Below are 17820 nucleotides of genomic sequence, written 5' to 3'. Positions count from 1 at the left end.
CTATCCGTTCTGCCACGATGGTCTGCGATGGAGGAGACCGACGAGCAGGCAGGACCCCGCGCGGAGCCGCGGCCCACCTGGATCCAGCGGCAGCTGCCGCCGAACCCGCTCGCCCGGTCGCTGTCGGTCCAGTCGATCCTCTTCGCGGTCGGCGAGGGCACGTTCATCACCGGCTCTGCGGTCTTCTTCACCCAGATCGTCGGGCTGTCCGCGGCCCAGGTCGGCCTCGGCCTGACCGTCGCGGGCATCGCGTCGTTCTTCTTCGCCGTGCCGGCGGGCAAGCTCGCCGACCGGATCGGCACCAAGCGCATGTGGGCGATCGGCGCCGGGCTCGAGGCGCTGCTCTACCTCGTCTGGCCGGTGATCCACGGCTTCGCCGCCTACCTCGTGATGATGGTCGTGCTGGAGGTCGTCAGCCAGGCCGGCTGGAGCGGCCGCGGCGCCTACACCATCGACATCTTCACCAAGGAGGAGCGCGTCCAGTCGCAGGCCTTCATGCGGGCCGCGCTCAACATCGGCTTCACCCTCGGTGCGCTGATCGGCGGACTGGCGCTCGCCACCGACAGCGACGCCGTGGTGCGCGCGGTGCCGATCCTCACCGGGGTGATCCTGCTCGCGAACGCCTACTGGATCACCCGCCTGCCCGATCCGCCCGCCAAGGAGCCGGTGGCGACCGAGGAGGTGGTCATCAAGCCCGCCGCGCTGAAGAACCGCGCCTTCCTCGCCCTGATGACCGGCGACGGCGTGCTCGGCACCAACCAGGTGCTGCTCAACATCGTCATCCCGCTCTGGCTGGTGGAGGAGACCGACGCACCGCGGGTGCTGCTCGCGTGGCTGTTCGGCACCAACACCGTGATGGCGGTCCTCCTGCAGGTCGCTGCCGCGCGCGGCGTCGACTCGGTCGCCCGGTCGCTGCGGGCGTCGTACATCTCCGCGGGGTTCTTCGTGCTCTCCTGCGCCATCGTGCTGGTCACCCACGACACGATCGGCTGGCTGACGATCTTCCTGGTCTGGCTCGGCCACGTGACGGTGACCGGGGCCGAGCTCTTCCAGTCCGCCGGCCACTGGGGCTTCATGTCCGAGCTCACCGACGCCGACCAGCGCGCGGAGTACCAGGGCGCGGCCCACATCGGTGGCACGCTCGGGTCCGTCTGGGCGCCAGCCCTGTTCACCTTCCTCGCCATGGAGCACGGCTCGCTGGGCTGGGTCACCATCGCCGCGATCTGCATCGTCGCGACCCTCACCATGGGCCCCTCCGCCCGCGCCGCCGGGCGCTATCTCGCCCGCCACGGCTCGGCGGCCTGAGGTCGCACGGGCGCCGTAGTGTCGGCGCCATGACTGCGTACTGGATCACCACCTACAAGGCCGTGCACGACCCCGACAAGGTGGCGGCGTACGCCGTGCTGGCCGGGCCGGCGCTCACCGCGGCGGGTGGCCGCTTCCTGGTGCGTGGCACTCCGGAGGTCACCTTCGAGAAGGGCGAGTCGACCCGCACCATCGTCATCGAGTTCGCGTCCGTGGAGGCGGCCGTCGCGGCCCACGACAGCGAGGCCTACCAGGAGGCGCTGCGCGCCCTCGACGGCGGCGCCGACCGCGACATGCGCGTCGTCCCCGGCGCCTAGCTGCTCGCGGCCACCAAGGTGGCGGCGGACGACACCCCCAACCCCCGATCCGATGTCGTACGCCGCCACCCTCGGACCCGGAGCGGCGCGAGGGCGCAAGGTAAAGACACCCTCGTAAATCGCAGGACGGCTGTCGGAGGGCCGGGTGAGAATGTCCCCGATGAGCATCGTGTCGACCCTCAAGCAGCAGGCCACCCCACCGTCACCGCTGGCGGGGCGCCTGGCGACACAGTCGCTCCTCTTCGCCCTCGGTGAGGGCACGTTCATGGCCGGCTCGGCGGTGTTCTTCACCCAGGTCGTCGGGCTGACCCCGGTCCAGGTGGGTCTCGGCCTCACCATCGCCGGGGTCGCCTCCTTCATCACGGCGTACCCGATGGGCCGCGTCGTCGACCGGCTCGGCGCCAAGCGCTGCTGGGCGATCAGCTCGGCGGGCCAGGGTGCGATGTTCGGCGTCTGGCCGTTCATCGACAGCTTCGAGGGCTACCTCGCGATGGCGGTGGTGATGGAGGTCGTCGGCACGCTCGGTGGGGTCGCCCACGGGGCGTACACGATCGACGTCCTGCCGCCGCACGAGCGGGTCAACTCCCGCGCCTACATGTACTCCGCGCTCAACGTCGGCTTCACCCTGGGCTCGTTGCTGGGCATCATCGCGCTCGGGCCGGAGTCGATCACCCTGCTGATGTTCGTCCCGGTGTTCACCGCGATCGTGTTCCTCTTCAACGCCGCCAACATCCTGCGGCTGCCCCACGCCGCCCACGACATGCGCACCGCCGAGGAGCGCAAGGTCAAGATCCCCGGCGCCGGCCCGATGAAGAACGTCGGCTGGCTGGTCTCGAGCTTCTTCCACGGCGTGCTGTGGACCAACCAGGTGATCCTCAACATCGTCATCCCGCTGTGGCTGGTCGACAAGACCGACGCCCCGTGGGTGATCCTGTCGCTGCTCTTCGGCACCAACACGGTGATGTGCATCGTGCTGCCGATGGCGGCCGCGCGGGGGGTCAAGGACGTCACCACGGCCCTGCGGGCGATCCGGCTCTCGACCCTCTTCTTCGTGATCTCCTGCGTCATCACGCTGTCGACGCACCACACCGTGGGCCTGTGGACGATCCTGCTCTTCTTCCTCGGCCACGTGACGCTGACCGGCGCCGAGCTCTACCTCTCCGCCGCGAGCTGGACGTTCGAGGCCGAGCTGATGGACCCGCGCCGCCGCGGCGAGTACCAGGGCGCCGCCGAGCTGGCCGGCACGCTCGGCCGGGTCTGGGCGCCGGCGGCCTTCACCTTCCTCGCGATGAACTGGGGCTCGGCCGGCTGGCTGGTCATCGCCGGGGTGGTCGTCGTCGCAGCGGCGGGGCTGCACCCGTCGACCGCGATGGCCCGGCGCTTCCTCGAGGAGCACGTCCCCGCCGACGTCCTGGCCGACGCTGCTGCCCACACGGTCGAGGACGCTCCGGTGGGGCCGCCCGTGGTCACCCAGCCCGCCGAACCCGGCGGCGACTCCCCGCTGGACGTGCTGCCATGATCCAGCGGTGACCTCCACCGCTGACTGGATCGCCGGCGCCCGGCCGCGCACCCTCCCTGCCGCCGTCGCGCCCGTCCTCGCCGGCACCGGCGTCGCGGCGTACGCCGACGCGCTCGTGTGGTGGAAGGCGGCCCTGGCGCTGCTGGTCAGCCTGGCCCTGCAGGTCGGGGTCAACTACGCCAACGACTACTCCGACGGCATCCGCGGCACCGACGCCGACCGGGTCGGTCCGATGCGCCTGGTCGGCTCCGGTGCCGCGACGCCGCGCGCGGTGAAGTCGGCCGCGTTCGCCGCCTTCGGGGTCGCCGCGGTGGCCGGGCTGGTCCTCGCCGCCACCACGGCGTGGTGGCTGGTCGCGGTGGGAGCCGTCTGCGTGGTCGCCGCCTGGTTCTACACCGGTGGCGAGAAGCCCTACGGCTACCTCGGGCTGGGTGAGGTCATGGTGTTCGTCTTCTTCGGCCTCGTCGCCGTCATCGGCACGACCTACGTCCAGACCCGGACGTGGGAGTGGGCCGCCCTCTACGCCGGCATCGGCGTCGGCGCGCTCGCCTGCGCGATCCTGATCGCCAACAACCTGCGCGACATCCCCACCGACACGGTCGCCGGCAAGCGCACGCTCGCCGTCCGCCTCGGTGACGAGCGCACCCGCTACCTCTACGCCTTCCTCGTCCTGGTCGCAGCAGCCGCCGTGGTCGCGGTCGCCGCCGCGACGACCTGGTGGGCACTCGTCGGCCTCGGCTTCCTGGCGCGGGCCGCGGCACCGACGCGAGCGGTCCTGACCGGCGCCACCGGCCCCGCGCTGATCCCGGTGCTCGCGGGCACCGGTGCCGCCGAGCTGATCTGGTCGGTCCTGGTCGCGGTGCCGCTCTTCGTGTCCTGACTCGCGCATTCCGGGCACGGAGGCGCCGCCTGCGTGGGATCCTCGGGGCATGTCCCAGCACTACGTCGACCCGCGCGCAGCGACGCTCGCGACGGACGCCGAGCGGGATGCGGTCGTCACCCTCCTCAACGAGGCCTTCGCCGACGGTCGCCTCACCGCCGAGGAGCACGCGGACCGCTCCACCCGAGCGCTCTCGGCACGCACCTACGGAGACCTCGACCAGGTCCTGACGGGCCTGGTGGCACCCGCGCCGCCCACCGTGACGTTCTCCTCCGGCATGAGCACGGCTCGCCGCTTGCTCTTCTGGGTCGTCGCGGTGTTCACCGGGCCGTTCGTCCTCATGGGCGTCGCGCTGCTGCTGGCGGGCTCCGACGCCGGTGACCGCATCGGTGGCATCTTCTTCCTGGTGATCTTCACGCCGGGCCTGCTCGCCCTGCATCGCCGCGCCTATCCGCGAGGGGACGGCTCGCGGCGCTCGCACCTGCTGACGCACCGATAATCCGTGGCCGCCGCCCGCCCGCGTCACTAGCGTGGAGCGGGTGGACTACGACTTCGCGATCCTCGACTTCCACGACGAGTCCGAGGAGGCCACCGCCCGGCGGCGCGGCTGGATCGGCGCGGTCCTGCGCGGCTTCCGCGAGGACCGTCCCGAGGACGCGCTCGTCGACCGCTGGGTCGGCCACTACCGCACCGACGAGGTCACCGTGCGCGGCGCCTGGCTGCCCGAGGACGAGTTCGGCGCGGGACCGATGCCGGTCGCGACGTACGCCAGCCTCGACAAGACCCTGAACGCCGGTCGCGAGCTCCTGCCGCTGCGGATGGTCACCGACGTCACGACCAGCGCCGCGCACCGTCGCCGGGGGCTGCTGCGGCGGATGATCGAGGACGACCTCGCCGACGCCGCCGCCCAGGGCGTGCCGATGGCCGCGCTGACCGCGTCCGAGACGACCATCTACGGCCGGTGGGGCTTCGGCGCCGCCACCCTCCGGACGGGCGTCGAGGTCGACACCTCGACCGGCTTCTCGCTCCGCGCGTTCGCCGACACCGGCCGCGTCGAGCTCGTCGAGCCCGCGGACGCGTGGCCGCACGTGAAGGCCGTCTTCGACACCTTCCACGCCCGCCAGCGCGGCTCGGTCGAGTGGCCGGTGCAGTACGAGGACATGCACAGCGCCGCCTTCGACTTCGAGAGCGGTGGCGCCAACCGCAAGCTCCGCGGCGCCGTGCACCTCGACGCGGCCGGTGCCGTCGACGGCTTCGTGCTCTTCAAGCCCGGCGAGAAGCAGACGGTGAAGGTCGAGGAGATGGTCGCGCTCACCCCCGAGGCCCAGCTCGCCTTCTGGTCCTTCCTGGGCCACATGGATCGCGTGGACAAGGTGACCTTCAACCTGTTCCACCCCGAGGACCCGCTCGTGTGGGCGCTGACCGACATGAACCGCGTGAAGGTCACCGAGGTCGAGGAGTTCCTGTGGCTCCGCGTGCTCGACGTGCCCCGCTGCCTGGCCGCGCGGCCGTGGGCGGCCGACGGCACGGTCGTCCTCGAGGTCGACGACGCGCAGGGCCACGCCTCCGGTCGCTACGAGGTCGCCACAGCTGAGGGGGTGGCGGCAGTGTCGCGCACCGACCGGCCGGTCGACGTGCGCCTCACCGCGGAGACCCTGGCCTCGCTCTTCCTCGGCGAGGTGGAGGTCCGGCGGATGCACCACGCCGGGCGGCTGGAGGCCACGGAGGAGGCCGTGGCGCGCCTCGCGGCGATGGCCGACCTCAGCGACCCGCCGTACAGCCTCACGGGCTTCTGAGGGCCTTCCGCAGGCCCTCCGGGTGCCTCAGTCCTCGTCCTCGCGGGCCTTGCGCTCCTCGAAGGCCGCCGAGGCCCGGGCCGCCCGCGACTCGACGCGCCGGGCGAAGGCCTCGCGCTGCCGGTCGAGGATGAAGTAGGACGCGACGCCGGAGATCAGGAACGCCAGCACGACCGCCCAGAACAGGTGGAACCTGCCGTCGAAGAGGAGTGCCATGACGCCGATGACCACGCCCAGGGAAGCGAGGAAGAGCACGACGCGCAGCGCGGTGTAGACAACGAACTCCTTCACGCCACCAGCCTAGGCGTGCGGGTCTACATTGGAGGAATGCTGAAGGTCCTGCTCGTGGTGGCCGTCATCGCGTTCGTCGTGTGGGTGCTCGTGAAGGTCGCGCTCCGACGGATCGGCGGCGGCGGGGACGGCCCGTCGTCACGCCCGCGGGTGATCGGCCCCGACGACGACCCGGACTTCCTGCGCGGGCTCGACCGACGCCGCCGGGACCCGGAGGACGACTGAGCGCTCCTGGGCGGCGCCCTCGGCGTACGAGTGCTGGCTCGTGGTGCTGAAGAAGTTGATGCCGATGAAGTTGAACCACAGCGTCGCGGCACCGACCAGCGCCAGCAGCGCGGCGTTGCGCCCGCGCCAGCCCGCGGTCGCGCGGGCGTGGAGGTAGGCGGCGTAGACCACCCAGGTGATGAACGCCCACACCTCCTTGGGGTCCCAGTTCCAGTACGACGACCACGCCTGGTGCGCCCAGATCGGGCCGGAGATCAGCACGCCGAAGGTCCACACCGGGAAGCCGAAGGCGTGCATCCGGTAGGCGATCCGGTCCAGCGCCGCCAGCTCGGGCAGGCGCGCGAGGTAGCCGGTCTCCCGGGTCGAGCGGGCCTTGAGCAGGTAGAGGATCGAGGTGATGCCACCGAGGGTGAACGCACCGGTCGCGATGACCGCGGCGACGACGTGGATCACCAGCCAGTAGGACTCCAGGGCCTCGGTGAGCGGCGCGACGGGCTCGTAGAGCCACAGCACGTCGGCGAGCAGGACGCAGAGCACGAAGCCCACCACGATCGGGCCGAGCCAGGAGAGCCGCCAGCGGCGGGTGGTGGCGAGGAACAGGGCGACCACGACGAAGGTGCCGCTGAGGGTGAACTCGTACATGTTGCCCCACGGCACCCGGTTGGGGTCCGCAGCCATGCCACGACCGAGCAGGGCGATGGCGTGGGCCAGGGCGCCGATCGACGTCAGCAGCACGCCGAGGCGGCCGGTCATCTCGACCCGGTCGGCCTGCTGCTCGTCCTCGACCTCGAGGACCGGCGTACCGCCGCCGGCAGCGACGGCCTGCCGGACGGGGACGTCGCGCAGCGCCGCCCACTGGACGGCGTACGCCAGCAGCGCGAGGAAGTAGACCACCCCTGCGGCGGCCACGCCCTGGTTGCTGAGGGTCTCCCACTGTGCGTCGGTCATGGTCGTGCCTCTCGGTCCTGTCTCAGTGCTGCCACGATCCCAGCAAGCTCGGTGCGTCCGGACTCCGGGTCGCCCCCGGACGAGCGGTCGAGGCGCGCGAGCTCGACCAGCGTGGTGCCGTCCTCGCGGCGGCGGGCGCGCACCCACAGCCGGCGGGGGCGCACGAAGAGGGACCCGAGCAGGCCGAGCAGCGCGGCCACGACGCCGGTCAGGGCGATCAGCTTGCCCGGGGTGCGGCTGATCTGGATCTTGTTCCAGCGCTGGAGGCCCTCGAACGTCACCGAGCCGAGCCCGTCGGGCAGCTTCACCGTCTCGCCGGGGCGCAGGTCCATCCGGAACGGCTGGCCGTCGGCCTTGGTGACCTGCTCCGCCTTGGTCTTGTCGAGGACGTAGACCGAGGTGCTGGTGCCGTCGTCGAGGCCGACGTCGCCGGTGTAGACGTTGAGCGAGACCAGCGGGTCGAGGGCGTCGCCCCAGGCCGAGCCGGGCATCGTGAGGTTGCCCTCGGCGTCCTGGCCCATCGAGAAGGTGGGGTAGAAGGTGCCTTCCAGCCCGATCTGCGTCGGCTGGGCGTCGGGTGCCTTCACGACGCCGAAGGACTCGAAGGTCCGGGCGTTGGTCGGCAGGAAGACGGTCGGCCCGGACTGGGCGATGTTGCCGTCGCCGTCGCGGACGGTGATCACCGGCGCGTAGCCGTGGCCGATGAGGAAGATGTCGGTGCCGCCGATCGACAGCGGGTGGTTGACCCGGAGGTCGTACTCCTGGGTCTCGGCACCCGGCTCGGTCGTGTAGTCGAGGTGCGCGACGAACTTGCGCGCCATCCCGGCCCGGGGGCCGTCCGCGATCCAGTCGACGTCGAAGTCGGTGATGCTGAAGGCGAAGGGCTCCATGACCGTCGGGTCGAAGAGGCTGCCGGGGGCGAAGTCGTCGTACTGGGTGAGGTTGTTGGAGAAGCCGTAGTCCTCGCCGTTGTACATGATGACGCCGCCCTTGTAGCCGAACAGGCTGCCGATGGCGACCCCGACCAGCACGACGATGACGGCGAGGTGGAAGAGCAGGTTGCCGGCCTCGCGCAGGTGCCCGCGCTCGGCGTCGACGGAGTTGCCGTCGTCGGCGCGCGCGATCCGGTAGCGCCGCTTGCGCAGCACCTGCGCCGCCCGCGCCAGCACGGCGTCCGGGTCCTCGTCGGTCTCGTACGACGTGTGCTCGGGCAGGCGCGAGAGGTTGCGGGGCGCCTTCGGCGGGCGGGCGCGCAGCGCGCGGGCGTAGACGAACAGACGCGGCACGATGCAGCCGACGAGCGAGATCATCAGCAGGATGTAGATCGCGGAGAACCACACCGAGCCGTAGACGGCGAACAGGTCGAGCCGGTCCCAGATCGGGGCGAGCCGGGGGTGGTTGTCGCGCCACTGGGAAACCGCGAGCGAGTCGACGTCCTCCTGCGGGATGACCGAGCCGGGGATCGCGGCCAGCGCGAGCAGCAGCAGGAGCACCAGCGCGGTGCGCATCGAGGTGAGCTGGCGCCACGACCAGCGGGCGAGCTCGCGGGCGTTGAGGTCCGCGGGCAGCGCGGTGGCCTGGCGGTCGTCGGACGGCCGTCGGTCGAGCTGGGTCACAGCGGTCGCTCACTCATCGAGCACCACGTCGACCAACGAGAGGAGCGTCTGGGTCGTGGGGATGCGCCCCTGGACCGACGCGGCGACCCGGCCCTCGGCGTCGAGGACGACGGTGCTGGGGATGGAGCGGGGGTTGAGCGTGCCGGCGAAGGCCAGGAGCGCGGAGCCGTCGGGTGAGTAGATGGAGGGGTAGGTGACGTCGAAGTTCCGGACGAACGCCAGCCCCTTCTCGGCCGAGGAGTCGCGGATGTTGACGCCGAGGAAGGTGACCCGGTCGCCGAGCTCGGCGGCGGCCTCGTTGAGGTCGGGCTGCTCGACCCGGCACGGCGGGCACTCCGACCACCAGACGTTGATCACGACGGGCTTGCCGCGCAGCTCGACGAGGTCGACTGCGTTGCCCTCGAGGTCCTCCCCCGCGAGCTCGAGCGGCGCCTCCCGGTCCGCGGTCGCCACTTCGACCGGGACGCCGGTGCCGGTGATGTAGCCCTTGTCGCCGGTGCCGGACAGGCTCGAGCAGCCCGTCAGCACGAGCAGGCAGGCGACGACGGGGACGAGGACGGAGCGGAGGAGCTTCAGGGCCGGTCCTCCTGCGTGGCACCGCCGGCGGAGAACGGCGCGGAGCGGTCGCCGACCGGGATCAGGTCGCCGGCCGGCTCGGAGTAGCGCACCTGGACCATGCGGTCGTCGTCGAAGACCACGCTGGTCAGCGAGCACAGGGTGCACTGACGGTTCTTGGGGTGGTGGAGGTAGCTGCGCTTCTCCAGGAAGAGCCGGGTCGTCCAGATCGGGAGCTGGTGCGAGACCACCACCGCCTCGTGGCCACGCGCGGCGTCACGGGCGTCGTGGATCGCGGCGACCATCCGGCCGGCGATCTCGTCGTAGGGCTCGCCCCACGACGGCTTGAACGGGTTGTAGAGGTGGCGCCACAGATGCGGCCGCTTGATGATCGTCATCGCGCCGTCGCCGAAGCTGAGCCCCTCGAAGGCGTTGCTCGACTCGATCACGCGCGGGTCGACCACCGGCGTGAGGCCACGGACGGCTGCCAGCGGTGCACCGGTCTCCTGCGCGCGCTCGAGCGGCGAGGTCCGCATGTGGGTGATGTCGCGGGCGCCGATCTTGTCGGCGATCCGCTGCGCCATCTGGTTGCCGAGGTCGGAGAGGTGGAAGCCGTCGCGGCGGCCGTAGAGCACGCCCTCCGGGTTGTGCACCTCGCCGTGCCGCAGCAGGTGGACGGTGGTCTGCACACCCATGCTCAGTGACCTCCTGCCGTGGCGGCCGCCAGCGCGGCCGCGGGGAGCGCGTCGAGGACGGTGGACACCGCCCGGTCGTCGTGGGCCGCGGAGACGAACCACGCCTCGTACGCCGACGGGGGCAGGTAGACGCCCTGCGCCAGCATCGAGTGGAAGAACGCCGCGTAGGCGGCCGTGTCCTGCGTGCTCGCCTCGGCGAAGTCGTGCACCGGGGCGTCGCGGAAGAAGACCGAGAACATCGTGCCGGCGGTCTGCACCGTGTGGGGCACGCCCGCCGCCGTGAGCGCCTCGGCGGCCGCCGACCGGATGGCCTGGGCGGTGGCGTCGAGGTGGGCGTAGACCTCCGGCGTCGCGAGCCGCAGCGCGGCGAGACCGGCGGTCGTGGCGATCGGGTTCCCGGAGAGCGTGCCGGCCTGGTAGACGCGGCCCTCGGGCGCGAGGTGCGCCATCAGGTCGGCGCGGCCGCCGAAGGCCGCGGCCGGGAAGCCGCCACCCATCACCTTGCCGAAGGTCATCAGGTCGGGCGTCCAGCCCTCGATCGCGCCGTCGAGGCCCCAGCCGCCCTGCGCCGTGGCGCGGAAGCCGGTCATCACCTCGTCGCTGATGAAGAGCGCGCCGTGGGCCCGGCAGGTCTCGGCGAGGAACGCGTTGAAGCCCGGCGCCGGCGGGACGATGCCCATGTTGCCCGGGGTGGCCTCGGTGATCAGGCAGGCGATCTGCGGGCCGTGCGCCTCGAAGGCGGCGAGCACCGCGGCGCGGTCGTTGTAGGGCAGGACAAGGGTCTCCCCCGCCGAGCTCGCGGGCACGCCGCTGGTGCCGGGCACCGCCAGCGTCGCGACGCCGGAGCCGGCCTCGGCCAGCAGCGCGTCGACGTGGCCGTGGTAGCAGCCGCTGAACTTCACCACCAGATCGCGGCCGGTGGCGCCGCGCGCGAGCCGGATCGCCGACATGGTGGCCTCGGTGCCGGAGGAGACGAAGCGGACCCGCTCCACGGGCGTGCGGGCGACGATCTCCTCGGCCAGCTCGACCTCGGGCTCCGTGGGCGTGCCGTACGACGTGCCGCGGGCCACCGCGCCGGCCACCGCGGCCTGCACGTCGGGGTGGGCGTGGCCGAGGAGCATCGGCCCCCACGAGCAGATCAGGTCGACGTAGTCGTTGCCGTCGGCGTCGGTGAGCCAGGCTCCGGACGCCGAGGTGATGAAGCGGGGCGTCCCGCCGACCGCGTTGAACGCCCGGACCGGTGAGTTCACACCCCCAGGGGTGACCGCGCGCGCACGCTCGAAGAGGGCGTCGCTGGCCGCTGTCGTGGAGGTGGTCGTCGCGGGGGTCACCGGGTCATTGTCACGTAGGCGTGCAAGGCAGCCCCAACCGGCGTGGAATCCCGGGCCGGGATGTGCCCCGGACCACAAGTGACCGACCCGTAACTTGTGACGGCCTTCACTCGTTGACTGTTTCGCCGGTGCCCGGAGGGGGCATCATGGCAGCAGATGACCCAGGGGAGATGCACGACATGACGAGTTCCGGCCGGCTTCACCGGGCGACCGCGATCATCCCGCTCGCCATGCTGTCCGCTGCGTGGACCGCGAGCCTGGCCGGCGTGGGCGCCGGCACTGCGAGCGCGGACCCCGACGGCTCCGGCACGCTCCCGGACGGCACCGTCCTCCCCACCGCGGCCATCGAGGCGCCGGCCAGCGTCGGAGACGCGGTCAGCCGCGCCGCCGCCCTCACGCCCGGGTCGGCCAGCAGCATCCCGCAGGCTGCCCTCGCCGCCTACCAGCGCGCCGAGGCCGTGATCAACCAGGCCGACAAGGGCTGCAACCTCCCGTGGGAGCTGGTCGCCGCCATCGGCCGCGTCGAGTCCGACCACGGCCGCTACGGCGGCAACTCGCTCGACGGCCAGGGCGTGGCCCGCCCCGGCATCTACGGCATCGCGCTCAACGGCAAGAACAACACCCAGGACATCAGCGACACCGACGCCGGCCAGTACGACAACGACACCCGCCACGACCGCGCGGTCGGGCCGATGCAGTTCATCCCCTCGACGTGGTCGGTCGTGGGCGTCGACGGCGACAGCGACGGCACCCGCAACCCCCAGGACATCGACGACGCGGCACTCGCGACCGCGGTCTACCTCTGCTCGGGCGAGGACGACCTGTCCACCGAGAAGGGCCAGCGCTCCTCGGTCTACCGCTACAACCACTCCAACGACTACGTCGACCTGGTGCTGGAGATCATGCAGGCCTACATGGACGGCGACTTCAGCGCCGTCCCGACGTCCACGCTGACCTCGGGGATCATCCAGCCCGAGCCGAGCGCGACCGGCGGCGACCAGGGTGACAAGGGAGGCAAGGGCGGCAAGGACGAGACGCCGACCTCGAAGCCGACCCCGACCACCACGCAGACCCCGACGCCGACCCCGACCACCACGCAGACCCCGACGCCGACCCAGTCGCCGACACCCACGCAGTCGCCGACCCCGACGAAGGACCCCACGACTCCGCTGCCGACCGTGATCCCGACGACCAGCACCACGCTCCCGCCGGTCCCCGTCCCCACGACCGTCCCGCCGGTCCTGACGATGACGGAAGCGCTTGCGCGGTGCGCCGCTCAGGGGATCATCGACAACCCGCTCACGTCGGTCAACGAGCTCACGGAGTGCGCCAACCGACTGCTCAACCCCTGACCGACCCGTTCCCGCGAGCACGCGCGAGCGGAGCGAGCGCCATCAAGCACGCAGGAGGCGAGCGGCCTCGGCGGCCCAGTAGGTGAGCACCACGTCGGCGCCGGCGCGCCGGATGGAGGTGAGGGTCTCCAGGATGGCGGCCTCGCGGTCGATCCAGCCGTTGGCGGCGGCGGCCTCGACCATGGCGTACTCGCCGGAGATGTTGTAGGCGGCGACCGGGACGTCGACGGCGTCGCGCACCCGGCGTACGACGTCGAGGTAGGCCAGGGCCGGCTTGACCATCACGATGTCGGCGCCCTGCTCGACGTCGAGCAGCACCTCGCGCACGCCCTCGACGGCGTTGGCGGGGTCCTGCTGGTAGGTGCGGCGGTCACCTTCGAGCGAGGAGTCGACGGCCTCGCGGAAGGGCCCGAAGAAGGCCGAGGCGTACTTCGCCGAGTAGGCCATGATCGAGACGTGGCTGTGGCCGGCAGCGTCGAGCGCCTGGCGTACGACGGCGACCTGGCCGTCCATCATCCCGCTGGGGCCGACCATGTCGACGCCGGCGGCGGCCTGCGCGAGCGCCATCTCGGCGTACGCCGCCAGCGTCTGGTCGTTGTCGACCTCGCCGTCGGGCGTGAGCAGGCCGCAGTGGCCGTGGTCGGTGAACTCGTCGAGGCAGAGGTCCGACATCACCGTCAGCTGGTCGCCGACCTCGGCGACCGCGTCGGTGATCGCGAGGTTGAGGACCCCGGCCGGGTCGATGCCGCCGGACCCGGTGGCGTCCTTGTGCTCGGGGATGCCGAACAGCATCACGCCGCCCAGGCCCAGCTCGGCCGCCTCGAAGACGGCCTTCTTGAGCGAGTCGCGGGAGTGCTGGACCACGCCGGGCATGGACGAGATCGGTCGCGGCTCGTCGATGCCCTCACGGATGAAGACGGGCAGGACCAGCGAGCTCGGTGGCACCTGCGTCTCGGCGACCATCCGCCGCAGCGCAGGCGTGCGGCGCAGCCGCCGGGGTCGGACGAGCGGGGCCTGGACGTTGAACTCCTCGGTCACGGCTCCATCCTTCCCCAGCGGCGCAACTACTTGGCGCGGGCCTTGCGGCGACCGGACGCGGTGCGCTCGCTCGGGCGGGTGACCGGCTCGCCGGCCTCCAGCATCGCCAGGCGACGCGTCGCGCCGAAGTCGGCGAGGGCGTCGACGAGGACCTCCACGTCGGGCGTGGGCGCGAGGACGTCGACCCGGAGGCCGTGCTCCTCGGCGGTCTTGGCCGTCTGCGGGCCGATGACGGCGATGATCGTCGAGGGGTGCGGCTTGCCGGCGATGCCGACGAGGTTGCGCACCGTCGAGGACGAGGTGAAGACGACCGCGTCGAACTTGCCGGTCTTGATCGCGTCGCGGACCGGCGCCGGCGGCGGGGTGGCGCGCACCGTGCGGTAGGCGGTGACGTCGTCGCACTCCCAGCCCAGGTCGACCAGACCGGCGACGAGGTTCTCCGTGGCGATGTCGGCGCGGGGCAGGAAGACCCGGTTGATCGGGTCGAGCACCTCGTCGTAGGGCGGCCACTCCTCGAGCAGGCCGGCCGCGGACTGCTCGCCCGAGGGGACGAGGTCGGCGCGCAGGCCCCAGGCGGCGATCGCCTCGGCGGTCTTGTCGCCGACGGCGGCGATCTTGAGGCCGGAGAAGGCGCGGGCGTCGAGGCCGTACTCCTCGAACTTCTCGCGGACGGCCTTCACCGCGTTGACCGAGGTGAAGGCGATCCACTCGTAGCGCCCCTCGACCAGGCCGCGGACGGCCTTGTCCATCTGCAGCGGGTTGCGCGGGGGCTCGACCGAGATGGTCGGCACCTCCTCGGGCACGGCGCCGTACTCGCGCAGGCGACGCGACAGCGAGCCGGCCTGCTCCTTGGTGCGGGGCACCAGCGCACGCCAGCCGAACAGCGGCTTGGTCTCGAACCACGACAGCGTCTGGCGCAGGTCGACGACGTCACCGATGACCGTGATCGCCGGCGGGGCGATGCGGGCGGCGCGGGCGTCGGCCGCGATGGTCGCGAGCGTCGAGATCAGGGTCTGCTGCTCGGTGGTGGTGCCGACGCGGGTCATCGCGACGGGCGTCTCGGGCGAGCGGCCGGCCTCGATGAGCGCCGCGGCGGTCTCGCCGATGCTGCCCACACCGGACAGCAGCACGAGGGTGCGGTCGTCGGCGTACGCGCTCCAGTCGACCTTGTCGCCGCAGGTGACGACGGCCATCTCCTTGTGGCGCTTGGTGGTGAGCGGGATGCCGGCGTAGGCCGGGACCGCGCTGACCGAGGAGACGCCGGGCACGACCTCGAAGCCGACGCCCGCCTTGACGCAGGCCTGCGCCTCCTCGGGGCCGGAGGCGTAGAGGAACGGGTCGCCGGTCATCAGGCGCACCACGCGCTGCTTCTTGCCGTGGCGTACGACGACCTTGGCGCGGGCCGCGTGCGTCAGGGGCTGGCCGTCCTCGCCGAAGCCGCCGTCGACGATCTCCGGACCGGCCTCACCCCCGAGCGGGCCGAGGACGGTGCGGATCAGCTCGAGGTGCTCGGGCGCCTCGGTCACGATGACCTGGGCACCCTGGATGAGCTCCACGGCGCGCAGGGTCAGCAGCCCAGGGTCGCCGGGCCCACTGCCGACGAACGACACCCAGCCGGGGGTCGCGCCCGTGCCCGTCGTGCCAGTGGCCTGCGGGGTCTGTACTCGCGTCATGCGTGCTGCTTCCTCACTGGTGGTCCCTGTTCGAGTGATGTCGTCATCAGGTCTGCTGCTCCCTCGTCGAGCATGTCGCTCGCGAGGCGGTGGCCGAGTGCGGCGGCGTCGGCGACCGGGCCGGTCGCGCTCATCCGCACCGACAGGGCGCCGTCCTCGGAGAGGGCCACGGCCCGCAGCCACAGCTCCTCGCCGTCGTCCCCCTCGACCACCTCGGCCAGCGCACCCAGCGGGGCCGAGCAGCCGGCCTCGAGGGCGGCGAGCACCGCGCGCTCGGCGGTGACCGCGGCGCGGGTGGCGGTGTCGTCCAGCTGCGCCAGCGCGGCGACGAGCTCGGCGTCGTCGGAGCGGCACTCGATCGCGAGTGCACCCTGGCCGGGGGCCGGCAGCATCTGGATCGGGTCGAGCACCTCGGTCACCTCGTCGAGGCGGCCCAGGCGGGACAGGCCGGCGCGGGCCAGGACGATCGCGTCGACCTCGCCCTCGCGGACCTTGCGGATCCGGGTGTCGACGTTGCCGCGGATGCCCTGGAGCTCCAGCCCGAGGCCGAGCGCGGCGAGCTGGCTCACCCGGCGCGGCGACCCGGTGCCGAGCCGGCTACCGACCGGCAGCTCGCCCAGGGTGAGGCCGTCGCGGGCGACCACGACGTCGCGCGGGTCCTCGCGCGTCGGGACCGCGGCGAGCGCGATCCCCTCGGCCGGCGTGGTGGGGATGTCCTTGAGCGAGTGCACGGCGACGTCGACGCGCCCGTCCAGCAGGGCGTCGCGCAGCGCGCTGACAAACACACCCGTGCCGCCGAGGGACGCCAGCGGGGCGGCACTGCGGTCGCCCTCGGTGGAGACCTCGACGAGCTCTACCTCGCGGCCGAGGCGCTCGCGGATCATCTCCGCGACGTGGCCGGACTGGGTGGTCGCCAGCGCGGACGCGCGGGTGCCCAGGCGCAGCGGCGCGTTCATGACTGCCCCTCCGTCCGGGTCATCGCGTCGACGGCGTCGGGGTCGAGCCGGAACAGCTCGGCGAGCGCGGCGGTGTAGGAGACGGCCGGCTCGGCGTCGGCGAGCTCCTTGACCCGGACGGTCGGCTCGTGGAGCAGCTTGTCGGCGACGCGGCGGACCGTGTGCAGCACCTCGGCACGCGTCGCGTCGTCGAGCTCGGGCAGCCGCGCGGACAGCCGCTCCATCTCGGCGTCGACGACCGCGGTGGCCATCGAGCGCAGGGCCACGACGGTCGGGGTGACGCTCGCCTGGCGGCGCACGGCGAGGAAGGCGGCGATCTCCTGCCCCACGATGGTGCGTACGTCGTCCACGCCGGCGGTCGCCTCGAGGCCGCGCAGCTCGTCGGCGAGCCCGGCCAGGCTGATCAGCTCGACACCGGGCAGCTGGCCCACGGCCGGGTCCACGTCGTGCGGCAGCGCGAGGTCGATGACGGTCAGCGGTCGGTCGCCCGAGCCGCGCGCCGTCACCACGTCGGCCAGCCGCACCAGCGGCTCGGGAGCACCGGTGCACGACACCACGATGTCGGCCTCGGCGAGCTCGGCACCCAGGGCGTCGAGCGGCACGGAGGCGGCGGCGTACTCGGCGGCGAGGCGGTCGGCGTTGGCCGCGGTGCGGTTGAGCACGGCGATCCGCTCGGCACCACCGCGCGAGAGGTGGGCGACCGCGAGCGACGCCATCGCGCCGGCACCGATGACGAGGGTGCGCGCACCCGCGACCGGGACGGTGCTCCGCTCGAGCGCCGCGGTGACCAGCGACGGGGCGGCGCGGTCGATGTCGGTCTCGGCGTGGGCGCGCTTGCCGACGCGCAGCGCCTGCTGGAAGAGGGTGTTGAGAGCCGGGCCGACCGTGCCGTGCTCCTGGCCGATGCGGAGCGCGTCGCGGGTCTGGCCGAGGATCTGGCCCTCGCCGACGACCATCGAGTCGAGACCGGCGGCGACCTGGAAGAGGTGCGAGACGGCGCCCTCGTCGTAGTGGACGTAGAGGTGCGGCAGCAGCGCCTCTGTGGACTGCTCGGCACGGGTGACGAGGAGGCCCGAGAGGTCCTCGACGCTGCCGTGGAAGCGGTCGACCTCGGCGTAGACCTCGAGCCGGTTGCACGTCACGATCGCAGTGGCCTCGCTGACGTGGACACCGCCCATGACGTCGGTGATCAGCTTGACGGTGCCGTCGGCGTCGAGGGCGAGCTTCTCGAGGAGCTCGACCGGCGCGGACTTGTGGGAGATCCCCACGACGAGGACGCTCATGGACGTACTCGCTTCGCTCCGTGCGCCCATGAGGCACATG

Annotated in this window: 18 protein-coding genes; 8 read left to right on the top strand and 10 right to left on the bottom strand. The window is 72.3% G+C overall.

The features are described from left to right. The first annotated feature begins 27 nt into the window (after nt 1-27). From ACE3QY_RS03685 to ACE3QY_RS03660, 6 genes are all read left to right on the top strand, one after another. Entirely contained in the window at nt 28-1305 is a 1278-nt protein-coding gene (locus ACE3QY_RS03685; protein ID WP_374454649.1) for an MFS transporter, read from the top strand. A 29-nt stretch (nt 1306-1334) separates the two neighbouring features. After that, nucleotides 1335-1622: a DUF1330 domain-containing protein gene (locus ACE3QY_RS03680; RefSeq protein ID WP_374454648.1), complete on the top strand. Its 288-nt coding sequence runs from the start codon at nt 1335-1337 to the stop codon at nt 1620-1622. 160 nt (nt 1623-1782) lie between these two features. After that, a complete protein-coding gene (locus ACE3QY_RS03675; protein ID WP_374454647.1) occupies nt 1783-3141 on the top strand; it encodes an MFS transporter in 1359 nt (452 codons plus the stop codon). 7 nt (nt 3142-3148) lie between these two features. Beyond that, nucleotides 3149-4021 (top strand): 1,4-dihydroxy-2-naphthoate polyprenyltransferase, encoded by an 873-nt coding sequence (locus tag ACE3QY_RS03670; RefSeq protein WP_374454646.1) that lies wholly within the window; start codon nt 3149-3151, stop codon nt 4019-4021. A 49-nt stretch (nt 4022-4070) separates the two neighbouring features. Beyond that, nucleotides 4071-4520, top strand: a complete 450-nt coding sequence (locus ACE3QY_RS03665) for a DUF1707 domain-containing protein (RefSeq protein WP_374454645.1) — start codon at nt 4071-4073, stop codon at nt 4518-4520. 40 nt (nt 4521-4560) lie between these two features. After that, nucleotides 4561-5817, top strand: a complete 1257-nt coding sequence (locus ACE3QY_RS03660) for a GNAT family N-acetyltransferase (protein WP_374454644.1) — start codon at nt 4561-4563, stop codon at nt 5815-5817. Between the two features lie 27 nt (nt 5818-5844). On the opposite strand, the gene ACE3QY_RS03655 is transcribed toward ACE3QY_RS03660, so the two are convergent. Continuing rightward, entirely contained in the window at nt 5845-6108 is a 264-nt protein-coding gene (locus tag ACE3QY_RS03655) for a DUF4229 domain-containing protein (protein ID WP_374454643.1), read from the bottom strand. Nucleotides 6109-6144: 36 nt separating this feature from the next. On the opposite strand from ACE3QY_RS03655, the gene ACE3QY_RS03650 reads away from it, so the two are divergent. After that, nucleotides 6145-6333: a hypothetical protein gene (locus tag ACE3QY_RS03650; RefSeq protein ID WP_374454642.1), complete on the top strand. Its 189-nt coding sequence runs from the start codon at nt 6145-6147 to the stop codon at nt 6331-6333. Here ACE3QY_RS03650 and ccsB read toward each other — a convergent pair. Genes ccsB through hemL form a run of 5 tightly spaced genes read right to left on the bottom strand, consistent with a single transcriptional unit; the run spans nt 6247 to nt 11478 of the window. Beyond that, on the bottom strand, nt 6247-7281 hold the full coding sequence (ccsB, locus tag ACE3QY_RS03645) for a c-type cytochrome biogenesis protein CcsB (protein WP_374454641.1): 1035 nt from the start codon (nt 7279-7281) through the stop codon (nt 6247-6249). The genes ACE3QY_RS03650 and ccsB overlap by 87 nt on opposite strands. Next, on the bottom strand, nt 7278-8897 hold the full coding sequence (locus ACE3QY_RS03640; RefSeq protein ID WP_374454640.1) for a cytochrome c biogenesis protein ResB: 1620 nt from the start codon (nt 8895-8897) through the stop codon (nt 7278-7280). Before ACE3QY_RS03640 ends, ccsB begins: the two co-directional genes overlap by 4 nt. A gap of 9 nt (nt 8898-8906) precedes the next feature. Continuing rightward, nucleotides 8907-9425, bottom strand: a complete 519-nt coding sequence (locus ACE3QY_RS03635; protein ID WP_374454639.1) for a TlpA family protein disulfide reductase — start codon at nt 9423-9425, stop codon at nt 8907-8909. Nucleotides 9426-9469: 44 nt separating this feature from the next. Next, nucleotides 9470-10147, bottom strand: coding sequence for a histidine phosphatase family protein (locus ACE3QY_RS03630; protein ID WP_374454638.1), 678 nt, complete (start codon nt 10145-10147; stop codon nt 9470-9472). Between the two features lie 2 nt (nt 10148-10149). Then, nucleotides 10150-11478, bottom strand: coding sequence for a glutamate-1-semialdehyde 2,1-aminomutase (hemL, locus tag ACE3QY_RS03625; protein ID WP_374454637.1), 1329 nt, complete (start codon nt 11476-11478; stop codon nt 10150-10152). Between the two features lie 179 nt (nt 11479-11657). Here hemL and ACE3QY_RS03620 point away from each other — a divergent pair, with 179 nt between their 5' ends. Further along, on the top strand, nt 11658-12830 hold the full coding sequence (locus ACE3QY_RS03620; RefSeq protein WP_374454636.1) for a lytic transglycosylase domain-containing protein: 1173 nt from the start codon (nt 11658-11660) through the stop codon (nt 12828-12830). A 42-nt stretch (nt 12831-12872) separates the two neighbouring features. On the opposite strand, the gene hemB is transcribed toward ACE3QY_RS03620, so the two are convergent. From hemB to ACE3QY_RS03600, 4 genes are read right to left on the bottom strand one after another with little or no spacing between them, the layout of a single operon-like run. Further along, complete coding sequence (gene hemB / locus ACE3QY_RS03615; RefSeq protein WP_374454635.1) at nt 12873-13868, bottom strand: porphobilinogen synthase; 996 nt, start codon at nt 13866-13868, stop codon at nt 12873-12875. Nucleotides 13869-13894: 26 nt separating this feature from the next. Further along, complete coding sequence (locus ACE3QY_RS03610; RefSeq protein WP_374454634.1) at nt 13895-15541, bottom strand: uroporphyrinogen-III synthase; 1647 nt, start codon at nt 15539-15541, stop codon at nt 13895-13897. Beyond that, nucleotides 15538-16497, bottom strand: coding sequence for a hydroxymethylbilane synthase (gene hemC, locus ACE3QY_RS03605; protein ID WP_374454633.1), 960 nt, complete (start codon nt 16495-16497; stop codon nt 15538-15540). Before hemC ends, ACE3QY_RS03610 begins: the two co-directional genes overlap by 4 nt. Next, nucleotides 16494-17780 carry a glutamyl-tRNA reductase gene (locus ACE3QY_RS03600; RefSeq protein WP_374454632.1) on the bottom strand — a complete coding sequence of 429 codons (1287 nt, stop codon included), beginning with the start codon at nt 17778-17780 and terminating at the stop codon, nt 16494-16496. Before ACE3QY_RS03600 ends, hemC begins: the two co-directional genes overlap by 4 nt. Nucleotides 17781-17820: the final 40 nt, after the last annotated feature.

This window comes from Nocardioides sp. (assembly GCF_041913365.1).
Lineage (GTDB): Bacteria > Actinomycetota > Actinomycetes > Propionibacteriales > Nocardioidaceae > Nocardioides.
This window is presented reverse-complemented; position numbering and strand designations above follow the sequence as displayed.